This window comes from Lactobacillus sp. HBUAS51381 (assembly GCF_012641095.1).
Classification (GTDB): Bacteria; Bacillota; Bacilli; order Lactobacillales; family Lactobacillaceae; genus Levilactobacillus.
This window is the reverse complement of record NZ_JAAVSC010000028.1, coordinates 1-21,970: the sequence shown is the minus strand read 5'-3', so window position 1 is coordinate 21,970 and position 21,970 is coordinate 1. Positions and strand designations below refer to the sequence as shown.

Below are 21,970 nucleotides of genomic sequence, written 5' to 3'. Positions count from 1 at the left end.
TAATCCGTGGTAAACTTAATAGCGGATTATTTTTATTGGCCCTATAGCACAACTGGATAGGGCACTCGCCTCCTAAGCGAATGATCCCGGTTCGAGTCCGGGTGGGGCCATTTTTTAAAGAGTGCGGCATCAGACGGTTAGTCAGTGAGCATTAACGTTACTAAGTGAAGCATCCTGGGTTTGGATGATTTGCTTAGTAGCGTTAAGCGGAGCTGACTGTCTGGTGCCGCACGTTTCGGCTATATGGAATTAATGAACGTCAATAGGGCGGGAATCCGGGGTTGGGATTCTTGCCCTATTGGGGTTAGGCGGAGCCAACTGCTTGGCACGGCACGTTTCGACTAGTTAGAGTCAACGGATACACGCACGAGAATAAATGGCAATAAATGCTAAAATAAATCCCGTCAGGTTGGACGTTACTTCCAATCTGACGGGATTTTTGTAAAGAATTGGCGCCTTAGCGTCACTGTCACTAGCTATCTCTTGTTACGGATGATACAATGGTCAAATTATTTAGCGTAATTGATGACCCAATTGCCGTTGTTAGCCAGTCGATACCAGAGATATGTTGGCGTATTCTGACCGCTAAAGCTATATAACCAATACTGATTGCGGTAGACGTGCGTTTTGGCCTTTAACATGACTTTACTAGGCTGATTGGGCTTTACGGTTGAAATCAACTTGTGCCCGCTGCGCCACGTATTGTAGCGATAAAGATGACTGTCGTAGGTGTTCACATAATAATAGTGTTTTTGGTAAATGACCTCGTAGACCTGGTGATTGGCCGTCTTCCGTGCGTAGAAGACCTTCTGATTGGTGAGGACGCGATTGGTCGCCGATGTGCGGTGGCTTGCGTTGGATTTGGTCTTGTAGAGCGCCATGAATTCGCGATTACCGTACATAAAGGCGCGGGCAAAGGACTTGGTTGAAAAGGCGTTGGATGGCGTGACCGAGTAGCGCCAGGTTTTGGCCGCCGCCGGACTAGGGATGATAAGTAAAAAGGCAATGGCTAGGGTAAGTAGTAGGCTAAATTTTTTAACTGTCACGATGTAGACCCCCTTTGTATAAGTTAAGTCTATCAAATTTTTAAGTATTTATCATTATTTATTTGTGATCGCTCTCTTTATTAGCAACCCTACCGGCACTACGCTTTAACCGGACTGCTTCAAATGTAACTTCTAAATGGTCTAAACCCGTGTTGGCGCGCCGTTGACGACTTAAAAGCGCTTTACTTTTGAAAACATCCGTGCCAGAATATAAGATAAGTTTGATGATACATGTCGATAATATCATGGCTAATCAGCGAAAATGGTTATCATACTACATATAATGGAAAGAAAATTATTAAGAGAGCAGGTTATTTAAAATGGGTGTCGGGTATAAACTCTTGTTTCGGGCAATTTTTTGGTCAGCCTTAACGTGGTATTTCTGGTTCTTTAGTGGTGCACAGGCATCCGGAGGTGTTGGCATTATTCAAATGGTCTTCGCCATCTTCTCTACAGTGGCTGCGGCCTTCTACATCATCATGTTCCTAATTGGTTGGATGAAGAGCTGGGGGATGTTTCAGGGGAAGGGCCACAAGAAGGAGTAACCTAGTTTCTGGGGAGGGACCAAGATGTTGTATAAAGCAATGGGAGATGCCAGAATTTGGCTAGAATTGTCATTGGTGTTCGGGCTTATTAACGACTTCATTGGTCTATTTAGACACCGTGATATAATCATCGTTTGGTTGTGGCAGTATCATGACTGGCGGGTTTGGGGCCTGTTTCTGGGTATTCTGGTGGTCTATTGGCTGCTACTCGTTGTGTTCTTTTACGGCTTACGCAAGCTAAAACAGATCATGGGACGCAACGATCCCCCGGTCACGAAAAATTAAAACGGTATTAAACGGAAAATTTCTCGGAAATTTCGCGTTTGGTACCGTTTTCCTTTATAATAAAGGTATTCAAACAAGAGGAGGATTTTCGATGGAAAATTCAGAATCAATGAATCCTAAGAAATTTAGTCGAATTTTAGTTGGGGTAGACGATTCCCCCGATGCACAGCTGGCGTTTCGTTATGCGATGAATCGGGCCAAGTTTGACGAGTGTGAGTTGGTCATCTGTTCGGTATTGGAATCGGACAACATGAACATTTACCAGGCGTTGAGTAAGAATTACGTCCATGGGCAACGGGCCGACTTACAGAAACATTTACAACAATATCAAAAATTAGCCGAACGCTTTGGCATCGCCAAGGTCAGCATCATCATTGGTGAGGGTGATCCAGGGGAAACGATTGTGAAGACGATTATTCCTGAAGTAAACCCAGACTTGTTGGTGATTGGATCGCTGTCTCAGACGGGTGTGCGGAAGTATTTTGGGAGCCAAGCGGCCTATATGGCAAAATATTCTCCAGTTTCTGTGATGATTGTTCGTTAGGCGTTTTACCGGGCTTTGTGGGACTGCATGTGAAAATTATATACAAGTAAGCCCTTGCATTGGGAAACTTTTTTTCATACAATGGGTCTTATGCAAAAAGATTCTCCCATCTCGGTTGGGGTGGGAGAGTCTGAATCGAGCATAGGAAAAGAGAGAATTAAGCATGCAGTTCGTCGTTTTGATTTTAGGTATTTTACTTTTACTCTTTTTAATTATTCGTGTAAAGTTAAACACCTTCGTTTCACTGATCGTTACCTCAGTGTTGGTAGCGCTTGGGCTGGGCATGAACCCCGCCAATGTCGCGACCTCGATTAAAGACGGAATCGGTAGCTCCATGGGCGAACTGATCATCGTCTTTGGGTTTGGGGCCATGATTGGTCGGCTGGTGGCCGACGCTGGTGGGTCGTATCGAATTGCCCGGACGTTGATTAACCTCTTTGGGAAGAAACGGCTCCAGGTTGCTATCGTGGTCGCGTCCTTCCTGATTGGGATTTCCTTACTGTTTGAAGTGGGGTTAGTCCTCGTGACGCCAATCGTCTTTGCCGTTGCGCTGGAAGCCGAAGTTCCGTTTCTTTATTTGGGGATTTCAATGGCCGCCGCACTATCGGCCACGCAAGGCTTCTTGCCACCACAACCCTCCCCAACGGCCGTTGCGACGGTCCTGGGCGCCAACATTGGGGAAATGTTGCTGATTGGGATTATTGTGGCCATTCCTTGTGTGATCGTGGCTGGGCCTATTTGGACGCGGGTGATTCGCCGGTTCAACCCAGACTTATTCGTGATCAAGCGTTCTTTGCCAGCCTTCGGGGAAGTAAAGGAATTTGATTTAAAGGAAACGCCTGGTTTTGGTTTATCCGTTTTGACGTCACTGTTCCCAGTGGTCTTCATGGCTGCGGCAACGATTTATCAATTAGTCGTTGATGGCGGGGCTGCCCCCAAGAATCCGCATGGGTTAGACGCGATTGTGTCGATGCTGGGGAATCCCGTGATTGCCATGGTGATTGCCCTACTGTTTGCCATCTGGTCCATGGGTTTCCATCGTCAACGGACCATGAAGCAAATCAGTGCCACCCTGGAAGATGCCATCAAGTCGATTGCCATGTTATTGATGGTCATCGCCGGTGGGTCAGCTTTCAAGGAAGTCTTGATCGACGGTGGTGTTGGTAAGGCCGTGCAAGAATTGATGATGCACTCCAAGTTGTCCCCAATCCTGTTGGCCTGGTTAATCACGGTGATCTTACGGATCTCTTTGGGTTCCGCAACGGTTGCCGGGATGACCTCCGCTGGGTTGGTCTTACCCCTGATGAACACGCTGAGCGCCGATCCCGTCATGGTCGCGTTGGCGATTGGGGCCGGTTCATTGGCCGCCTCTCACGTGAACGATGCCGGGTTCTGGATGTTCTCAGAATACTTTGACTTGAGCGTCAAGCAGACGTTCCAGGTTTGGACGACCTTGGAAACCGTGATTTCCGTGGTCGGGCTAGGCATGGTCATGCTAATGAACGCGATTATTAATTAGAAATAGTAACGATGAAACCGAGCTGCCAATCGCTGGCGGCTCGGTTTTTGTGTTCCCGTGCTAAAGGTTGAAAGATAGAAAATAGCTAGAACCCCTGGTGTGATAAGGATACCACCCATTATAATATGATCGTCGTGGCCGCCTTACCGTTCGCCAAATTTGGTCTGGAACGCTGTGGGAAGGACGGGAAAAGCCAAAGCCCGGTCTTTTCCCTCGCTTTGAGCCGGAAGGTCACGTCTCAAAGTCGCCAGTTTCCAAGCAGAACACTTGGAAACTCCCACGGCTGAGACCAAATTTGGCTCACTCACGGCTACACATGATGGACGCAGTTAAACTGAATGAACGTTGTCATTCCAGCGATGCCACCGCACGTTTAGTGGCTTTCAACCATCGTAACCGGAGGAAGCTAGAACCAATGGCCGCAGGCGGTCCCCACAGCGCCGGAATCTCTGGCAGCCGCAGGTGGTCGTTGATGATTAAGCTTATGGCAATAAACCTTGTCAACTGGGGATCGGAGCGTGTTCGTAAACTTTCAACCATTAGTATTGAATTGTAAGACCCGAACGGGCAGTACATAGTTTAAATGATATAAGTATATAGTTATCGAACAATAGGTTGTTTCACAAACGTGGGAGTGCAAAAAGGGCAGCGACCGTGGTCGTTGCCCGATAATTGCTTATTTTTCTTCACGAATAATGTACTTTGGCCGGTGCTTGGTTTCCAGGTAAATCTTACTGATGTACTGTCCGAGGATCCCCAGGCAGAACAACTGAATCCCACCCACGGCCAAGAGAATGACCACGAGGGACGGCCAGCCGGCAACGGACCCGCCCACGGTCAACGCCCGGACAATCACGAAGATGAGCGCGACGATTGACGCAAGGAAGGAGAGACTCCCCACCCAAGTCGCGATCCGCAACGGGGCGTTGGAGAAATCAATGATGCCTTCAATGGAGTAGGCAAAGAGTTGTCGCAGATTCCAGTGCGTGGTCCCAGCAGCGCGGGGCTGGCTTTCATAGGTCAGGTAAGTGGTCTTAAAGCCCACCCAACTGAAAATCCCCTTGGAAAACCGGTTAAATTCCGGCAGTGAGATTACCGTATCGACGAATTGACGAGTCATCAACCGGTAATCACGGGCGTTGGGTTCGATCCGCACGTCCGAAATCCAGTTGATGACGCTGTAAAAACTCCGCGAGAGAAAGGCGCGAAGGTGACTTTGACCGCGACGTTCCTTTTGAATTGTACCCACACAGTCGTAATCCCGATTCTCGATCAAATCGATCATTTCGGGTAAAAGCTCCGGTGGATCTTGAAGGTCAACGTCCATCACGGCTACCATATCCCCGGTCGTGGCTTGTAACCCCGCGGCGAGCGCTGATTCCTTCCCGAAATTCCGTGAGAACGACCGAAAGTGGACGGTCTCCGGATGTTCCTGGTGTAGCTGTTTCATTTCCTCTAAGGTGTGGTCGTTGGACCCATCATCCACGAAGATATACTCCGGCGTTACCGTCGGAGTAGGGGTGTTCATGGCGTTGATCACCTTGCTAACGGTTCGGTAAAATAATGGAATGGACTCCTCCTCGTTATAGCAAGGAACGACCAGACTAAGTTTTTTCATCACAGACATTCCTTTCACACAACGATACCATCTTACCTCAAATACAGGGGGGATGCCATTAAGTTTTCCTTACAGACTGGCGTCAAGTCGTTTCGCGTGAGTAACAAGACGCCCCGACGTAAACGTGTCGTGGCTTGAATGGGCCGCTTTGATGCAGCGGTCGACCAGATAAGCAGTCGCTGCCGCAGACCATTATCCCCCCGATGTTGCGGGGCCTGAGGTCGGATAAAGTTTACGCTAAATACCTGGGCCCGCCGATAATTTAGATTCACGTCTCAGTTTAACGGAATCGGGGCTCAGACACCAGCTTAAGGGCCGAGATTGTTAAGCGAGTGATGGTTGACAGGAAAAACGGTGGCTGGCGGGCCTCGTTGGGGGCTTACAACGATCCGGCGTGTGCTGCAATTCTGGCAAAATTGTGACCATTTCAATGATAAAGTGGCCGTGGGTCTGCTATAATTGACCATAATCAAACAACGAAATTTGGAGGAATTCATAGTGACGAAACCAATTAAAGTCATGACGGTATTCGGAACGCGTCCAGAAGCAATTAAGATGGCGCCCATCATTCTCGCCATGCAACAACGACCAGCGGAATTTAGCCCAATCACAGTGGTTACCGCGCAGCATCGTGAAATGCTGGATCAAGTGCTTGATATCTTTAAGATCAAGCCGGACTATGACCTCAATATTATGCGGCCCAAGCAGACACTGAGTGGCATTACGACGCGGGTACTGACTGAGCTGGATGCGGTGCTGGCCGAAGCTAAGCCCGACATTGTGCTGGTACACGGGGACACGACGACCACTTTCGCGGCCAGTATCAGTGCCTTTTACCACCAGACCCTGTTGGGGCACGTGGAGGCCGGTTTGCGGACCTGGAATAAGTATTCACCGTATCCCGAAGAAATGAATCGTCAGCTGACGGATATTTTAAGTGACTTGTATTTTGCGCCCACGGACTTGTCTAAGGATAATTTATTGAAGCAGGCCCACCCGTTGGAAAATATCTATATTACGGGAAATACGGCCATTGATGCCCTGAAACAGACGGTGAATGCTAATTACCACCATGCCGTGTTAGACCAGGTTCAGCCGGGTCACCGGCTCATCCTAATGACGATGCATCGGCGCGAAAATCAAGGGGCACCGATGCGGGCGGTCTTTAAGGCCGTTCGGGCCGAGGTAGAGGCCCATCCGGACGTTGAAATTATCTATCCCGTTCATTTGAGCCCGGCCGTTCAAACGGTGGCCCACGCGGAATTGGGTGGCATGGATCGAATTCATTTGATCGATCCGTTAGACGTCGTGGACTTCCACAATCTGGCGGCCAAGAGTTACTTTATTATGACGGATTCCGGGGGCGTGCAGGAAGAGGCGCCGTCGTTGAACAAGCCGGTATTGGTGTTGCGTGACACCACTGAGCGGCCTGAAGGGGTGACCAACGGGACGTTACAGCTGGTTGGGACCGATCCACAGCGGGTCACGGCGGCTATGGAAGATCTCTTGACGGATCAGGCGGCTTACGACCGGATGGCGCAGGCCAAGAACCCTTATGGAGATGGGCACGCTTCCGAGCGAATCTTAGCGGCGATTCAAGAAAAAATTAATGGGGGCAATGTTAATGGGTGAAACGGCGTATGACCGGGCCGAGATCAAGACGACCGAACAGTTGTATGAAATCATGCGGGAGATTCATCAGCGGGCCGCGAAGCACCATGAGCGGTTCGACTATAAGATCCTGCGAAATGTTCACTTTGCCAATAAAGTTAAGAATCCTGTGACACAGGAAATGAATGATGGGGACTCCTGGCGAGTCATGCAGATCGACAACCTGCTGGTGACCTCATTTGGCGTGATTAACGTGGAAAGTAAGTACTGGCGGGGGATGATCTTCCATGATCTTTCGGAAGAGATCTTCTCGTCCAGTCTGGATGACTTCTCTGGTGTGAACCTGAGTGGCCGAGAAAAGGAAGTCCCCAAGGCGTTGGCCAGCCATCTGGACCGGTTCTTCTTGCCGAATCTGTCGGAAGAAAACGAATCGTTAACTCAGGGGTACACCATGAGTCTGGAACAAGAGGGCCGGGGACAACGCTCGATTACCTTGCATACGGGGATCAGTAATCCCGCGACGCAAGCCGAGTTGTCCTCGAAATTACTGGTGCGCTACATCAATAGTGAAATTACGATGCACCGGCAACTGGAAAATAAAAACGACCGAATTATCGACTTTGTTAAGCCGTTGGTTTACTATAATTACTACGACCGTTACAATCACAGTAACTCGTTAGTGGTTGGGAACAAGACGAAGCTGAATCCACGTGACGCCTATAATTGCACGGCGGTGGCCAACTATGATGACCTGGCAACGTTTATCGAGACGTTCCGTCAGGCCAAACGAGTGCGCTTCAGTCGTAAAACTTTAGAGAAAATGATTGGAACGCTGAAATTCGCGGAGGATTACGGGTCGTTCTAAGCGTAACGAAAGGGGCCACCACTCGTGTGGAAGAAATGGCGTCCGCATTTGGCGGGGATTAACCGGATCATTCAAACCATCAGTAAGCATTATCAAATGGCGAACGTGTCCGATTCGGCCGCCGTATTGGCGTACTACACGTTGTTGTCGCTGTTTCCGGCCCTGTTGGTTCTGGCCAGCCTGTTGCCGTTCTTTCACATTGAGACCAGTACCGTTATGGACGGCATTGCGCCGTTTTTACCCGACAATATTTATGACATCTTAGCTCCCATCATCCACTCCTTTCTGAATAATCGAAATGGCAGTGTGTTGTCGATCGGGGTAATTGTGGCGATTTGGTCATCATCACGCGCGGTAGCGGCCTTTCAGCGGACGGTGAATGGCGCTTACGGGGTGGTGCGTAAACAAAATGCCATTGTCAGTCGAATCATGGCGTTCTTCTGGATGGTGGCGTTGATTGCCTTTCTGTTTTTGATGATGCTATTCTTCAGTGTGGGGCAAGTGATCCTGGAACGTCTCACGCCACTGCTCCAACTCCCCACGCAGCTCTTGACGTACGTGAATGCGGCGAAGTGGCCAGTGACCTTTATCATGACCTTTCTCCTGTTGATGATTCTCTTTTATTTCGTGCCCAGCGTAAAATTAAAGTTGCGCTACGTTTGGCCGGGAGCGTTAACCGCCACGCTCGGCTGGTTACTGTTATCGCAGGCGTTTAGTTGGTATTTGAAATTCTTTGTACACAATATTGATAGCTATAAAACGATTGGAACCTTCATTGTGCTGATGTTTTGGCTAGACTTCACGGCGCTAATCCTGATGTTTGGTGCGGTCTTAAACGCCGCCATTCAGGATCTGATCGAGGGAACCATTGAAGAACAAGCGGTCTTCACCTACATCTTGCGTAATCGTTTGAAACGCAATAACAAGGGGCAAGGCTGACGGCTGACACAAAAACGACGATTCATCACCCGTTGAGGCGATCAATCGTCGTTTTGTGTACAAATGCTTGCTAAGTGCGATAGGGGATAAACTGAACTAAAACTGTCGCTTGCGGCTGCCAGGAATTCTGCCTACTGTGAGGGCCGGTGTGAGCCACAGAACGGTCTCACACCTCGGTTTGAAGCCGCAAGAACACGTCTTCAAACGCGCCCAGCAACGTAACCTGGCAAGTAACGCCAGCTAACGTTGCATCCACGGCTGGCGTCATCCCTGGCCTCCTCCAGCTTGGTTGGGGATGTGGTTGTATCACTCTGGCACGTGTGCCAACCGCTGTCAGTTAACGCTGGAGTAGCCGTGAGCGAGCCAAATCTGGGCTCAGCCGGGGCATCCAAGACTGGTGGGTTACCAGTCTTGGATGGGCGACTTGAAAACGCTGGTTCTTGGCGGTTTCAAGCGAGGTCCGAGACCGATTCCCAGGCTCGGGCCGGTCCTTCCCCAGCGTTCCAGCCCAGATTTGGCGAACGGTAAGGCGGCTGCAGAATCTCTGGCAGCCGCAGGCGATACTGTGACGCTTAATCCGCGTGGGCGACCAATTGAGTGGCGAAGGCGTCGAGTTGCGTGATGGCTTCGGCGTCCGGCTCCAGATTGATCTTCACGCTGGGCGCTCCCTGCGTCGCCTCAGTTTGGCGAAAGGCCGCTTCGAAGTGATCCACGGTGGTGTTGTAGAACTCGCCGTAAAAGGTGTCGCCCGACCCCGCCACGCCGAAGGTTTTGCCGTGGAGGTCAAGCGCCTGCAGGTCTTCATAGAAGTCGAGCCCTTCATCGGGAAGCGAGCCCTCATCGTAGGTGTAAGCGCAGACGACACAGATGTCGGCCTGTTGAAAGTCGGCGGCATCGGTCTGTGAGATTTCAGTTTCCGTGACTTGGCACCCCAAGTCTTCTAATTTTTCCGTGACAATGTCGGCGACGTCTTCATTATTTCCGGTGATGGTCGCAAAAACAACGTGTGCTGCTAGCAAATGACTCACTCCTTAAAATCATCTTGATTGCCGTTAATTATAGCAGGCCACGGTGATGGTGGCTAGGGATGGTTGGTTTGAGAAACGATGGCCTGCCGAAAAGATGATTGACTAACTAAAGCGTCATTGGGGTCGTCATCCCCGGGGAAGAACTGTTAAAATGGGACCAGATAACGAGAAAAAGGATGTGACCTGAATGGCCGAAATTACCATGATTGAGGCACAAAAGCGCAGTGGACGCTTTAATATTTACGTGGATGGGCACTACGCATTTCCCGTTAGCGAGAGTGTGTTGGTGGACTTTCGTCTGTATAAAGGCATGGAGATCGACAAGGCGTTAGAAGAGCAATTAACCGCCGCCGATGACGTTGCCAAGGCCTACAATCGGGCGTTGGATTATCTATCGCATCAGCTCCGCACGGAAAAAGAAGTGGCGGATAAGCTGGTCACGTTGGAGATTCCCGAAGAAACGATTGCCCTGACCCTGAAGAAGTTGCGCGAATTTTCTTTAGTGGATGACGCGCACTATGCCGCCAGCTACGTGCGGACGATGATGCACACGGGCGATAAGGGTCCCCGCGTGATTCGCCAGCATTTACGTCAAAAAGGGGTCGGTGAGCAAGTCATCGACGATGCATTGACGCTGTACACGCCAACCGAACAGCTCGCCGTGGGGACGGCCGTAGCCGAGAAGTTGGCCAAACGCTACCAGCATCAGTCGACCCGTAATCGTGAACAGAAGATGCGTCAGGGACTAGTGACCCGTGGATTTGGCGGCGATGAGATTAAGACGATGTTGGCCGCCGTGGATCTGACGCCGGACGCGGACGAGCAACAGGCGCTGTTGGCGAAGCAAGGCGAGAAATTTTTGCGCCGCTACCACGCGTTGAGCCAATCGGAACAGCACTATAAAACAAAACAGGCACTCTATCGTAAGGGATTCAAGCTCGATGATATTAGTCAATGGCTGGCCGATTTAGGGGAATCGGCTGAATAGGTCATCGGATTAGGGTAAGGGGGAGTAACCATGAATTCTAAAGCTTGGGGAACGGTCGTGGCATTTGTGATGGTCTTAGGGCTTAGCGGCGGGTTGGCCTGGTGGTTCAACGATCAGGCTAAGACGCAAGCGGAGCCGAAGACGAGCAGTAGTTCGGTGGTCCGCCGGGTGAAGCCTAAGAAGGCCAAGCCGGCCGTTAAGAAGGCGGTCGCCAAACCAAAGCCAACGGCGGCCACGCGCGAAATTGATGCCGTTTTACGGGCCAACCGCTTTGTGGGAACGGCCTTGGTGGTACACAACAACCAGGTCATTTACCAAAAGGGCTGGGGCTATGCGGATGCGGCGACGCACAAGAAGAATGGCGCACACAGCGTTTACCAATTGGCTTCCGTCCAGAAGTCCTTTACGGCGGGGCTAATCATGCGGTTAGCCAGTGAAGGCAAGCTTAACTTAACGGATCCACTGTCGAAATACTACCCGACCATTGCTGGGTCCGATCAGATTACGCTGCGGGATATGCTCGACATGAAGAGTGGACTGACGCTGACGGCGTTTCCGACGCAGGTTCATTCCGAAAAGGGCATGATCAAGTTTATCTTGGCCAACGTCATCAGCCGTCCGGAACGCATCGGCAAGTGGGACTACGCGCCGGTAAACTTCATGTTGCTGTCGGGAATCATTGCGAAGGTCAGCGGGCAGAGCTACCAGCGGTACTTCACGACCAATATTACGGACGCTTGGCGGTTGAAGCATACCGGATTTGTGTTCAATATGGCTAAACAACCCACGTATTCTCGGGGTTACCAGAATGCCAACGCTAACGATGTGACGACCAATTATGGTGAGCGGTTCGGCGAGTCCAAAGAGTCCATGTATTATCAATTTGGGACTGGTCAGGTCTACATGTCCGCGCGGGACCTCTACACGGCCCAGCGAAACATGCTGCAAGGGATGCTCTATCCCGAAAGTGACGTTAACGTCCTACTGGCACCGGGATCATCGTCCATGTACGGTGGCGGGATGTACGTTTATCCCGGCTACATCCGCACCCATGGTTTGGCTTACGGCTACGAAGCCACTACGCTACTCAGTAAGGATGGGACGGACGGCGTGGTCCTGTTGACCAACTACTACCGGGTCGATCAGTTGGCGCAGACGCCAGCCATTCAGATCTGGAACCTGTTACAGGCCGGACAATTGGACAATTAAGGATCGGGGCAACGATGGCGTCGCTGCCTTTGATCGCGTGATCGATAGTTGAAGTTGTAAAAATGACGAGTTCGTCAAGCAAACACTGCTGACGAACTCGTCTTTTTTAATTGGGCCTGAGATTGGAAATTCGTGAACATATTTCGTTTCCGACTGACAAGGTTTATCACCATTAAACTAGTCATTTAACGCTCACCTGCGGCTGCCAGAGATTCCGGCGCTGTGGGGACCGCCTGCGGCCTGAGAAGCGGTCCTCCGGCTCGGTTTGAAGCCTGACAAAGCCCGTCAGTCTCCAAACCCGTCCCGCGCTGTAAGCTGATGCTCAGCTAACACCGCTGTCACGGCTGCCTGCATCTCTGCCTGCCTCCGGTTACGGTGGTTGAAATCGACTAAATGTGCGGTGACATCGCTGGAGTGGCAACGTTCTGCCAGTTTAATTGAATACACCTCATGCAGCCGTGAGTGAGTCAAATTTGGTCTCAGCCGTGGGATTTTCCAAGTGTTTTACTTGGAAAATGGCGTCTTTGAGACGCGGGCTGACGGCTCAAAGCGAGGGAAAAGACAGCACTTTGGCTTTTCCCGGTCCCTCCCACAGCGTTCCAGACCAAATTTGGCGAACGGTAAGGCGGTCAGTACGTGACTAGCGTATGATAGTTAGATGCTAATCTTGTTGCATCACGGATTCTAGTTAGATTCTATCTTTCCACCTTCAGATTGGGATGGAATATTGTCGAAACTCTAGGCCTTTGGGTGACTGCTATAGGCGCGTTTGGACTTGTAACCGGCCGCTAAGATCTGCCGCATGTCGGCGATATGCCGCTGCTGGGTTGCCTCGGCCTTCACGCCAAAAATGTAGCGGGCCCATTCGCGTTGATATCCCGTGGTTAGGTCGTTAAAAAAGGTGGCCAACTGGTCGTCGTCGGCCAATAACGCGGCCACTTGGGGGATCAGTGGCTCAAAAGAACTGAGTGGTTTTTGTTCCATAAAATGTTCACCTCGTTAATTGATTCTTTTAGTTTACCTTAAATTTACGGGGCACCCAAGGATTTTGTTCAGGAATATGGTTGTGTCTATTCAATAATACGGTCGAATCTGGTATAATATTGAGTGAATTTTTATAGTTACCCGTTACTTAGAAAGTAGGGTTAAGACATGACGCGCGAAGCTAGAGGACCTAAGGAAGGCGACTTCATTACGATCAAAAGCTACAAGCACGACGGAAGTTTGCATCGAACTTGGCGCGACACGATGGTACTCAAAACAAGCGAAAATGCCCTCATTGGTGTTAATGACCATACACTGGTCACCGAAGACGATGGGCGGCGGTGGGTGACTCGAGAACCCGCGATCGTTTATTTCCACAAGCATTATTGGTTCAACATTGTTGCGATGATTCGGGATAACGGGGTGTCGTATTACTGTAACCTGGCTTCCCCGTACGTTTTAGATAAAGAAGCGCTCAAATACATTGATTATGATCTTGACGTGAAGGTCTTTCCGGATGGTGAGAAACGCCTGCTCGACGTTGATGAATACCAAGAATTCAGCCAACGTTGGCAGTATGGCGAAGAGACCGACCGGATCTTAAAGGCGAACGTCTTGACCCTCGTCGATTGGATTAATCATCACAAGGGCCCCTTTTCTAAAGCCTATGTCGATCTTTGGTATCAACGGTATCAGGAGCTGTTACGTCGCTCGAATTAATGCGGCGCAGACCTGTAAGAGTTGTCTTCCGTATCACCAGGAGCAAGTCATTCGTGGCTCGCTCCTTTTTTAAAACATAACCGGTGTGCTTTAGCCGCAATGCGGAACGTAAGGTGCATGATGAAAGGGGTTCGCCCATGAAATGGTTCGCTAATTCCCGGCTGATGTTTTGGTCCGTGGAACTGTTAATTGTTGCCGCTTTGATTTGGGTCTGCACACAGATTAGTTTTCTGTTTTCGCCCATTGGCATTTTCCTATCCACGATCTTTGCGCCGATGTTGATCTCCGGCATCTTGTTTTACCTGCTGAATCCGGTGGTGAAGCTCCTAGAGAAGGTGCACTGGAAACGATTTCGTATTAACCGTACGGGTGCGGTGGCGTTAGTGTTCTTGCTACTGGTCTTGGTGCTGGTCGCCGGGGCCATGTGGGTCATTCCCCGGCTGGTGACACAGGTGACAACGCTGGTGGGGAACATTCCCGACTTCGCCAAGTCGAGTGAGGCTGTCTTGAATAAGCTGATTAATCATCCGCTGCTAAAGGACATCGACTTTTCCAAATACTTAACGCAACTGCAAACGGCACTATCCAAATATGCCCAGAGCTTCATGAGTGGCCTGACCAGTGGAATTGGCAGCATCATCGGCACGGTAACCACGGTAACGGTTACGGCCGTTACGGTGCCGGTCATGCTGTTCTACATGCTCAAGGATGGCGATAAGTTCATGCCGGCAATTCAACGGTGGCTGCCCAGCAAACACGGCGAACAGACGGCGGAGTTATTGGGCCGCATGAACGATACGATCGCCCGTTACGTGGGTGGTCAGATTGTGGAGTGTCTTTTCGTGGGGAGTTTTACCGCGATTGGGTACTTCTTCGTTGGGGAGAAATACGCGCTTTTGCTAGGCTTCTTTGCTGGGATCTGTAACCTAATTCCTTACGTGGGACCGTACATTGGGATCTTGCCGGCCTTGATTGTGGCATTTGCAACCAGCACCAGCCTGATTATCTACGTGATTATCGTGGTGGTCGTGGTGCAGCAGATCGATGGCAACCTGGTCTATCCCAACATTATTGGGAAGAGCCTACAGATTCATCCGCTGACGATTATTATCATTTTACTGGCGGCCGGCAATATCGCGGGTTTGCTGGGGATGATTCTAGCGATTCCACTGTATGCCGTGGTCAAGACGGTGGTGCAGTACCTCTATACCATTTGGCAGCTCGAACATGCGGAGAAAAAGACGCTGTGAGTCGCTAACAGTCCTGATTTTTTGGTGAGAGAACAAACCACGTGGGTTGCGGGGCGGATTTCGATGGCGGCGGTCTTCGACTGAGGTGGAAATTCTCAAGAAATGACTAACGTTTGTCGTTTGAAGTTGACGTGACCGCTCAATATGCTACTATTTAGATTGTTATTGGATTTTTTAAAATTACCCCCCGGGTCAAGCAACGGGGCAAATTAACCAGATAAAGTAGGAGATTCTACATGAAAAAAGTAATTACTTATGGGACGTTCGACCTGTTACATAAAGGTCACATTCGCTTATTGAAACGGGCCGCAGCCTTAGGCGATGATTTAACGGTTTGCGTGTCTTCCGACGAATTCAACGCAGAGAAGGGGAAGCGCGCTTACACTTCTTATGAAGATCGGAAGTACATCTTGGAAGCCATCAAGTACGTTGACCACGTGATTCCTGAAACGACTTGGGATCAAAAGATTCGCGACGTTCAGGAAAACAACATTGACGTTTTCGTGATGGGTGACGACTGGAAGGGGAAGTTTGACTTCTTGAAGGATTATTGTGAAGTCATCTACTTACCACGGACGGAAGGCATCTCCACGACTAAGATCAAGCACGACCTTGGCCTTTCCGATGAAGAGACTTGGAAGGAAGACGAGAAGTAGTGCTGGCAATGAAGCGTGGGGGTTAAGGGGCAGTTATTCGGTTTAAGGTGCCCTTGGCCACCCGTTTCGGCAATTTAGGTTCGGAGACAAAGGAGTCCGGGAGGTTTGTCCCAGACTCTTTTTCTTAGGATACGCAGACGGAGGCAGAAAATGCAGCAGTTTATATTTTTATTGACGTCGTTAAATGGCATGCACAAGCCAAACTTCACCACGCAACTCCAAAAGGCCTTGCAGCGGGACGCGCAGGTTAGTGTGCTGGTTGCTATGGTGGATTTTGAAGCCGTGTGGACCGTCCGGCAATTTTTAAATCAATTGGCCCGCAATAATCCACGGGTTAAGACCGTTCGGCTGGTGACGCTGGCAGAGATGTTTGCGGAAGAACCTGGATTGGCACTGACGGCTGAAGAACGTCACCCCATGAGCCTGGAACACTTCGAACAACGCCTGTTTGCGGACAATCAAGAACAGGTGAAGCGGTACTTGGACACGGGGCACATGGTGGCCGAGTTACGGCAGATTGATGACGAGACGCCCATGGTCCTGCGCCAGTACCAAGCGGACCAGCTCACGCAAGTGGATACGTATGGTCTCACCGGCGAAGTGGTGGGGATCGAGAAGATTCAAAAAGAGGTGGCAACGACCAGCTACCTGCTTAATCGGCAAGGAGAGGCCGTCTTACGCTTTGTCCGCCACGAGCGGCCAGTTGAACACGTTTATAATTTAAGTGCCACCTCGGCCATGTTAGCCACGCAATTTGAGGAGGCTAAGCAGGTGGCCAATGCCGCGACAATGTCGAAACGTCAATTGGAGCGCGCAGAGTCTAATGCCGTGGACAAGACCCAAATCATTACGGCCACGGAGGCCTATTATGGGGTGCTGGCTTACTCAAATTACCGCCGCTTCAGCGATATTTTTGCGTTTTATCAAGCGGTGCTGAGTCGTTTACTCACCCCTGAGACGCGGTTATACGTTGACTTAGCCGTCAATGCACATTTTTCACCGCAAATGCCGAACCAGCTGATTTTTAACTATTAAGGAGTTTTTCCATCGTGCGTGCGATTTTATCTGGATTACATCATAAAAAGAATTTACAGGAACTTGAGCTCGAATTGATCGATGTGCCGGAGCCGTTTGACGATCTCGCGGTGACCTTCTTGGAAAAGCAGACCAAGGCGTCGATCACGATCCCAATCAGCAAGGTGCTCAGCGCTCAGGTGGTTCGGCTACGGCTCAATGCCAGCGATCTCCAGTTTCCTGCCGAGGGACAGAGCGAGTTCAGCTGGGAGCTGTACCTGAACTTGCAGCAACAAAGTACGCGGGGCCTGATTCAGGTCGAAAGCGAGTACTTGAGTGATCGGCATCAGCTGACCCTGACGAGTTATTACCAATTGAACAGTGATGCCAATGGGATGGCGCTCTTCAACATGCATACGGATCAGGCCGAGGATGAATTTGCGATTAACGCGATTAACCTGCTGGACGATCAGTTACAGGTGATTGGACCGAGTCGGATTAACAATCAACCGATTACGAACCAACGCCTGGTCTTGAAGAATGTGCAGGCGGATAGCTCCGCCGAGTGGCCGATTTCCCATATGACGTTGCATGGCCTGTTTACGGGGTTAATTCCGCTCTCTGATTTGGCGGCGGATAGTACCCAGCAACTTTTCATCCGTTCTACCGTGGGTGGGCAAGATCTCGAACAGCGCGTGGTCTTGGCGAAGTCGTTGGCCGGTCAAGTGACCCAGGCCATTACGGCGGATCACCGCCTCGTGATTCTCGACAAACGCTTTGATAACGGCATTCGGGTGCAGGAGACGGCGGCACCAACCTTGCCGCAACGGTTGGCAAATGTGCCAGCCAAGGTTGGCGGAGCAACCAAGCTCCTGTCGATGTTGATGGACAAGGCCAATCTCTTCTACATGCGGCGGCTATTTAAGCGCGGTCACCGGGCCTTTGACCAACCAACGCTGATCTTTGAAAGTTTTGGTGGGCGCCAGGTCAGTGACTCCCCTTATGCCATCTACCAGTTGTTTACCCAGCTCTATCCGGGCTTTACGTTTATCTGGTCGATCGATCGGTCGCAGAAAAAGTTCTGTAAGGAAAATGGGATTCCCTATGTCATCCGGCGAACTTCAAAATGGGTCCGGACGTTGGAAAAGGCCAGCTTCTGGATCAGTAATGCGCGGTTCCCAGCCTGGGTGAAGAAGCCCAACTACGTCACGTACATTCAGACGTGGCACGGGACGCCGTTGAAGAAGTTGGGCTTGGATATTGAAAACGTCTCGATGCCCGGCACCACCACCACGAAGTATCACGCCAACTTTGTGCGGGAAGCCAACCGGTGGGATGCGTTGGTCTCGCCTAATGATTATTCAACGCGGATTTTCCGGTCGGCCTTTGGCTTCAATAATCAGATCCTGAAGGTTGGGTATCCACGAAATGACGAACTCATCAACAGTACCCATGAAGACGTAACGACGTTGAAGCAGGAGCTAGGGATTCCGTTGGATAAGAAGGTCGTCCTCTATGCGCCAACGTATCGGGACAACCAGTTCGCCGAGAAGGGGAAGTACACCTTTGAATTGCCGTTCTCGCTCGACGAATTCCGCGACCGTTATGGTAAGGACGCCGTGTTGGTACTGCGGATGCACTACTTAATCTCCAACGCGTTAGACATCAGCGGGTACGAAGGGGTTGTCTTTGACTTCTCAAATCATCCCAACATCTCCGATCTCTATTTGATCAGTGACATGTTGATTACCGATTATTCTTCCGTCTTCTTTGACTTTGCTTACCTGAAGCGGCCAATCCTGTTTTATCCGTACGATTACCACATGTACAAGGATGAACTGCGGGGCTTTTACCTCGACTATGAGAAGGATTTGCCGGGTGAGATTGCCCACAACGAACACCAGTTGCTCGACATGATTGGGGCCAAATTAAAGACGCCGGACATGAGCGACAACCAGAAGTTTATGGACTTCTACCAACGCTTCTGTTCAATTGACGATGGGTTAAGTTCCTTGAAGATTGTGAACTACGTGGTTCAACAGATCGAAAAGGATGGCTAACTGACAGGCAATGCGGGCTGGTGACGCATAAACTACGATGAGCGTGACTGGCCGCCTTACCGTTCGCCAAATTTGGTCTGGAACGCGGTGGGCAGGACCGGGAAAAGCCAAAGTGCTGTCTTTTCCCTCGCTTTGAGCCGATAGCCCGCGTCTCAAAGTCGCCATTTTCCAAGCAAGATCACTTGGAAAATCCCACGGCTGAGACCAAATTTGACTCGCTCACGGCTACATGAGATGTATCCAATTAAATCGGCAGAACGTTGCCATTCCAGCGATGTCACCGTACGTTTAGTAAGTTTCAACCATCGTAACCGGAGGCGGCCAGAACCGATGGCCGCAGCCGTGATAGCGGTGTTAGCTGTGCAACAGCTTACAGCGCGGGACGTGTTTGGAGACTGACGGGCTTTGTCAGGCTTCAAACCGAGCCGGAGGACCGTTTCTTAGGCCGCAGGCGGTCCCCACAGCGCCGGAATCTCTGGCAGCCGCAGGTGAGATCGTCGGTGGCGAACGGCAAGGCGGTCAGCATCGATGAACGTATTGTTTAAAGTAATGCTGACCGTTGTCAGCCTTGATCCATGTTGTAGCAATTAAATCTTGGAGACAAGAAGGGCTCGAGACAGATTGTTTGTCTCGAGCCCTTCTACACTTAAGCGCCTTATTTGTGAAACTTAGTCGCCTGCTGGTAGGCGTGGTTGCTGAGTTGAGCAGCGACGTGATCCGGTCGCACGATGGTCTGGAAGTAGTCGTCCAGGATTAAGCGGTAATTGTGCTTAACCAGCGCAACGTTAGGCTGCTGGCGATGCGTCAATTCCCGCTGCGCTTCGCGGGCCAGTTGAACGGCCGCCTTCGATTGCTCGGTATGCTTGATCAGGTAGGTCACATTTTTGCTGGCCTTCTTAGCGTTGGGGGTCACGGGTTGGTGACGCGCATGGCTACTGGCCAACGAAGCGTTCATGTTGGCCGTGAGGCTGGTAATCTCGTAGTATTGGGTCTTCTTGACCCGGACGTGATCGTAAGCCTTAAACAACAGGACGTTTAAGAGGGCCGCGATGATGACCAGTCCGGCACCGCTGATGATCACCCCCATGGCAGGGCGTAGTGCCCGGTGCTTGGTCTTGGCCACGAGGAGGGCCACGAGTCCACCCACGGCGACGAGGGCGCCTAGACTAAAGACGATTTCAATAATGATGGCTTCGGTACTCGCCGACATAATTTCACCCGATTCTCAATGAATTCATTCCTTTATGATACCACGAAATGGGTGGTGTGCGAGTTAAAATGGGCCTGAACCGTGAATTGTCGCGCTAAATGTGTTAAAATCAAAACGCTGTGCAATTAAAATTTAACGACTAATTAAACTAAAAAAACTTTGTGAGGACAAAACAATATGAGTGAAAATACATTAGCATCTGCGGTGGATAAACGCCGGACCTTTGCCATTATCTCTCACCCTGATGCCGGGAAGACGACGATTACCGAACAGTTACTGCTGTTTGGTGGCGTGGTCAGAGAAGCCGGAACGGTTAAGGGGAAGAAGAGTGGAAACTTCGCGAAGTCCGACTGGATGGAAATCGAACAGAAGCGGGGAATTTCCGTCACGAGTTCCGTGATGCAGTTTGATTATCAGGGCAAACGCATCAACATTTTGGATACCCCTGGGCATGAGGATTTCTCCGAAGATACCTACCGGACGTTAATGGCCGTGGACTCCGCGGTCATGGTCATTGACTCCGCCAAGGGGATTGAACCCCAGACCAAGAAGCTGTTCCAGATCTGTAAGATGCGGGGCATTCCCATCTTTACCTTCATGAACAAGTTGGACCGCGATGGCCGTGATCCGTTAGACCTCATCGCCGAACTGGAAGATGTCTTGGGCATCGAAGGCTATCCGATGAACTGGCCGATTGGGATGGGAAAGGAATTAAAGGGCCTCTATGACCGTTATCACCAACGGGTAGCCCTGTTCCGGCCACAAGATGCCGACCATCAGTATTTGCCATTGGATGACGACGGCGAACTGGTCACCCATAGCGATCTAGAAGAAGACGGCTGGTACCAAGATGCCCGTGACAATATGGCACTGATTAGCGAAGCCGGGAATCAATTCGATGAGGCTAAGATTGCCAGTGGGGATCAGACGCCGGTCTTCTTCGGTTCGGCGCTGGCCAACTTTGGGGTGAAGACATTCCTTGAGACTTATTTGGAATACGCCCCACAACCGGCCGCTCACCACACGCAAGAAGACACGGATATTGCCCCGACTGATCCGGAATTTTCTGGATTCGTCTTTAAAATTCAAGCCAACATGAACCCTAAACACCGTGATCGAATCGCCTTCGTGCGGGTTTGTTCCGGCGAATTTGACCGGGGAATGGACGTCACGCAGGAACGGACGGGTAAGAAACTTCGGCTGTCCAACGTGACGGAGTTCATGGCCGACACACGGGAAAACGTGGAGAAGGCCGTCGCCGGTGATATCATCGGGTTGTACGATACGGGGAATTTCCAGATTGGCGATACCATTTACACGGGGAAGCAGGCCGTGAAGTTTGAGAAATTACCGCAATTCACGCCGGAACTCTTCGTGCGGGTTGCCGCTAAGAACGTGATGAAGCAGAAATCCTTCCATAAGGGAATTAATCAACTGGTTCAAGAGGGGGCAGTTCAACTGTACACGTCCTACTCAACGGGGGACTACATCCTCGGAGCCGTGGGACAACTGCAGTTCGAAGTCTTCCAATTCCGGATGCAAAACGAATATAATTCGGAAGTTATCATGGAACCGATGGGCAAGAAGACCGCCCGTTGGATTGATCCCGACCAGTTGGACGAGCGGATGTCCTCTTCTCGGAATCTACTGGTCAAGGACAGCCACGGCGATCCGTTGTTCCTGTTCGAAAACCACTTTGCAGAACGGTGGTTTAAAGATAAATATCCGGACGTGAAGTTGACGTCTAAACTCTAAGCACAAACGCGGGGGTGGTCTACGGGTGAAGTGAACCCCCAAGGTTGGACAGAAAGTCCAACCTTGGGGGTTTTATTATGGTTAAGTTTAATTTAGATTTTAGGATTAAAGTCGTCACTGAATA

At 50.6% G+C, this 21,970-nt stretch carries 20 protein-coding genes and 1 tRNA gene; 16 read left to right on the top strand and 5 right to left on the bottom strand.

Annotated features, from left to right (window positions below):
* The first annotated feature begins 37 nt into the window (after positions 1–37).
* Positions 38–110, top strand: a tRNA-Arg gene (locus tag HEQ50_RS09770).
* A 399-nt stretch (positions 111–509) separates the two neighbouring features.
* Here the strand turns inward: HEQ50_RS09770 and HEQ50_RS09765 are convergent.
* The gene (locus tag HEQ50_RS09765) at positions 510–1,046 is read right to left on the bottom strand and encodes a hypothetical protein (protein WP_168900334.1); all 537 of its coding nucleotides are present in this window, start codon (positions 1,044–1,046) and stop codon (positions 510–512) included.
* A gap of 320 nt (positions 1,047–1,366) precedes the next feature.
* Here HEQ50_RS09765 and HEQ50_RS09760 point away from each other — a divergent pair, with 320 nt between their 5' ends.
* From HEQ50_RS09760 to HEQ50_RS09745, 4 genes are all read left to right on the top strand, one after another.
* A complete protein-coding gene (locus HEQ50_RS09760; RefSeq protein ID WP_168900333.1) occupies positions 1,367–1,591 on the top strand; it encodes a hypothetical protein in 225 nt (74 codons plus the stop codon).
* A 24-nt stretch (positions 1,592–1,615) separates the two neighbouring features.
* Positions 1,616–1,876, top strand: coding sequence for a hypothetical protein (locus HEQ50_RS09755; protein WP_168900332.1), 261 nt, complete (start codon positions 1,616–1,618; stop codon positions 1,874–1,876).
* A 91-nt stretch (positions 1,877–1,967) separates the two neighbouring features.
* Positions 1,968–2,420 carry a universal stress protein gene (locus tag HEQ50_RS09750; RefSeq protein WP_168900331.1) on the top strand — a complete coding sequence of 151 codons (453 nt, stop codon included), beginning with the start codon at positions 1,968–1,970 and terminating at the stop codon, positions 2,418–2,420.
* Between the two features lie 163 nt (positions 2,421–2,583).
* Positions 2,584–3,939 (top strand): gluconate:H+ symporter, encoded by a 1,356-nt coding sequence (locus HEQ50_RS09745; RefSeq protein ID WP_168900330.1) that lies wholly within the window; start codon positions 2,584–2,586, stop codon positions 3,937–3,939.
* A 676-nt stretch (positions 3,940–4,615) separates the two neighbouring features.
* Here HEQ50_RS09745 and HEQ50_RS09740 read toward each other — a convergent pair.
* A complete protein-coding gene (locus HEQ50_RS09740; RefSeq protein ID WP_168900329.1) occupies positions 4,616–5,557 on the bottom strand; it encodes a glycosyltransferase family 2 protein in 942 nt (313 codons plus the stop codon).
* A 498-nt stretch (positions 5,558–6,055) separates the two neighbouring features.
* Between HEQ50_RS09740 and wecB the strand changes: the two genes are divergently transcribed.
* The 3 genes from wecB to HEQ50_RS09725 are packed head-to-tail and all read left to right on the top strand — an operon-like array spanning position 6,056 to position 8,972.
* The gene (gene wecB, locus HEQ50_RS09735; RefSeq protein WP_334427298.1) at positions 6,056–7,189 is read left to right on the top strand and encodes a non-hydrolyzing UDP-N-acetylglucosamine 2-epimerase; all 1,134 of its coding nucleotides are present in this window, start codon (positions 6,056–6,058) and stop codon (positions 7,187–7,189) included.
* Positions 7,182–8,033 (top strand): nuclease-related domain-containing protein, encoded by an 852-nt coding sequence (locus tag HEQ50_RS09730; RefSeq protein ID WP_168900328.1) that lies wholly within the window; start codon positions 7,182–7,184, stop codon positions 8,031–8,033. The genes wecB and HEQ50_RS09730 overlap by 8 nt, the downstream gene beginning before the upstream one ends.
* 24 nt (positions 8,034–8,057) lie before the next feature.
* Entirely contained in the window at positions 8,058–8,972 is a 915-nt protein-coding gene (locus HEQ50_RS09725; protein ID WP_168900327.1) for a YihY/virulence factor BrkB family protein, read from the top strand.
* 572 nt (positions 8,973–9,544) lie between these two features.
* Here HEQ50_RS09725 and HEQ50_RS09720 read toward each other — a convergent pair.
* Positions 9,545–9,991 (bottom strand): flavodoxin, encoded by a 447-nt coding sequence (locus HEQ50_RS09720; protein ID WP_168900326.1) that lies wholly within the window; start codon positions 9,989–9,991, stop codon positions 9,545–9,547.
* 196 nt (positions 9,992–10,187) lie between these two features.
* On the opposite strand from HEQ50_RS09720, the gene recX reads away from it, so the two are divergent.
* On the top strand, positions 10,188–10,988 hold the full coding sequence (recX, locus tag HEQ50_RS09715) for a recombination regulator RecX (RefSeq protein WP_168900325.1): 801 nt from the start codon (positions 10,188–10,190) through the stop codon (positions 10,986–10,988).
* Between the two features lie 30 nt (positions 10,989–11,018).
* Positions 11,019–12,197 carry a serine hydrolase gene (locus HEQ50_RS09710; protein ID WP_168900324.1) on the top strand — a complete coding sequence of 393 codons (1,179 nt, stop codon included), beginning with the start codon at positions 11,019–11,021 and terminating at the stop codon, positions 12,195–12,197.
* A gap of 738 nt (positions 12,198–12,935) precedes the next feature.
* Here HEQ50_RS09710 and HEQ50_RS09705 read toward each other — a convergent pair.
* Positions 12,936–13,181 carry a YdeI/OmpD-associated family protein gene (locus HEQ50_RS09705; protein ID WP_168900323.1) on the bottom strand — a complete coding sequence of 82 codons (246 nt, stop codon included), beginning with the start codon at positions 13,179–13,181 and terminating at the stop codon, positions 12,936–12,938.
* A 168-nt stretch (positions 13,182–13,349) separates the two neighbouring features.
* Between HEQ50_RS09705 and HEQ50_RS09700 the strand changes: the two genes are divergently transcribed.
* From HEQ50_RS09700 to HEQ50_RS09680, 5 genes are all read left to right on the top strand, one after another.
* On the top strand, positions 13,350–13,901 hold the full coding sequence (locus HEQ50_RS09700) for a DUF402 domain-containing protein (protein WP_168900322.1): 552 nt from the start codon (positions 13,350–13,352) through the stop codon (positions 13,899–13,901).
* A 137-nt stretch (positions 13,902–14,038) separates the two neighbouring features.
* Positions 14,039–15,151: an AI-2E family transporter gene (locus HEQ50_RS09695; RefSeq protein WP_168900321.1), complete on the top strand. Its 1,113-nt coding sequence runs from the start codon at positions 14,039–14,041 to the stop codon at positions 15,149–15,151.
* Positions 15,152–15,387: 236 nt separating this feature from the next.
* The gene (gene tagD, locus HEQ50_RS09690) at positions 15,388–15,807 is read left to right on the top strand and encodes a glycerol-3-phosphate cytidylyltransferase (RefSeq protein WP_168900320.1); all 420 of its coding nucleotides are present in this window, start codon (positions 15,388–15,390) and stop codon (positions 15,805–15,807) included.
* A gap of 150 nt (positions 15,808–15,957) precedes the next feature.
* Positions 15,958–16,842 carry a hypothetical protein gene (locus tag HEQ50_RS09685; protein ID WP_168900319.1) on the top strand — a complete coding sequence of 295 codons (885 nt, stop codon included), beginning with the start codon at positions 15,958–15,960 and terminating at the stop codon, positions 16,840–16,842.
* Between the two features lie 14 nt (positions 16,843–16,856).
* Entirely contained in the window at positions 16,857–18,881 is a 2,025-nt protein-coding gene (locus HEQ50_RS09680; RefSeq protein ID WP_168900318.1) for a CDP-glycerol glycerophosphotransferase family protein, read from the top strand.
* 655 nt (positions 18,882–19,536) lie between these two features.
* Here the strand turns inward: HEQ50_RS09680 and HEQ50_RS09675 are convergent.
* On the bottom strand, positions 19,537–20,091 hold the full coding sequence (locus HEQ50_RS09675; RefSeq protein ID WP_168900317.1) for a hypothetical protein: 555 nt from the start codon (positions 20,089–20,091) through the stop codon (positions 19,537–19,539).
* Between the two features lie 177 nt (positions 20,092–20,268).
* On the opposite strand from HEQ50_RS09675, the gene HEQ50_RS09670 reads away from it, so the two are divergent.
* Positions 20,269–21,846, top strand: a complete 1,578-nt coding sequence (locus HEQ50_RS09670; protein ID WP_168900316.1) for a peptide chain release factor 3 — start codon at positions 20,269–20,271, stop codon at positions 21,844–21,846.
* The last annotated feature ends 124 nt before the right edge of the window (positions 21,847–21,970 follow it).

Excerpts from the sequence above, each read along its gene's own strand:
- HEQ50_RS09760 (WP_168900333.1), top strand. The coding sequence starts at position 1,367 with ATGGGTGTCGGGTATAAACTCTTGTTTCGGGCAATTTTTTGGTCAGCC.
- HEQ50_RS09755 (WP_168900332.1), top strand. The coding sequence starts at position 1,616 with ATGTTGTATAAAGCAATGGGAGATGCCAGAATTTGGCTAGAATTGTCA.
- HEQ50_RS09750 (WP_168900331.1), top strand. The coding sequence starts at position 1,968 with ATGGAAAATTCAGAATCAATGAATCCTAAGAAATTTAGTCGAATTTTA.
- HEQ50_RS09745 (WP_168900330.1), top strand. The coding sequence starts at position 2,584 with ATGCAGTTCGTCGTTTTGATTTTAGGTATTTTACTTTTACTCTTTTTA.
- HEQ50_RS09740 (WP_168900329.1), bottom strand. The coding sequence starts at position 5,557 with ATGAAAAAACTTAGTCTGGTCGTTCCTTGCTATAACGAGGAGGAGTCC.
- HEQ50_RS09730 (WP_168900328.1), top strand. The coding sequence starts at position 7,182 with ATGGGTGAAACGGCGTATGACCGGGCCGAGATCAAGACGACCGAACAG.
- recX (WP_168900325.1), top strand. The coding sequence starts at position 10,188 with ATGGCCGAAATTACCATGATTGAGGCACAAAAGCGCAGTGGACGCTTT.
- HEQ50_RS09710 (WP_168900324.1), top strand. The coding sequence starts at position 11,019 with ATGAATTCTAAAGCTTGGGGAACGGTCGTGGCATTTGTGATGGTCTTA.
- HEQ50_RS09705 (WP_168900323.1), bottom strand. The coding sequence starts at position 13,181 with ATGGAACAAAAACCACTCAGTTCTTTTGAGCCACTGATCCCCCAAGTG.
- HEQ50_RS09700 (WP_168900322.1), top strand. The coding sequence starts at position 13,350 with ATGACGCGCGAAGCTAGAGGACCTAAGGAAGGCGACTTCATTACGATC.
- HEQ50_RS09695 (WP_168900321.1), top strand. The coding sequence starts at position 14,039 with ATGAAATGGTTCGCTAATTCCCGGCTGATGTTTTGGTCCGTGGAACTG.
- tagD (WP_168900320.1), top strand. The coding sequence starts at position 15,388 with ATGAAAAAAGTAATTACTTATGGGACGTTCGACCTGTTACATAAAGGT.
- HEQ50_RS09685 (WP_168900319.1), top strand. The coding sequence starts at position 15,958 with ATGCAGCAGTTTATATTTTTATTGACGTCGTTAAATGGCATGCACAAG.
- HEQ50_RS09675 (WP_168900317.1), bottom strand. The coding sequence starts at position 20,091 with ATGTCGGCGAGTACCGAAGCCATCATTATTGAAATCGTCTTTAGTCTA.
- HEQ50_RS09670 (WP_168900316.1), top strand. The coding sequence starts at position 20,269 with ATGAGTGAAAATACATTAGCATCTGCGGTGGATAAACGCCGGACCTTT.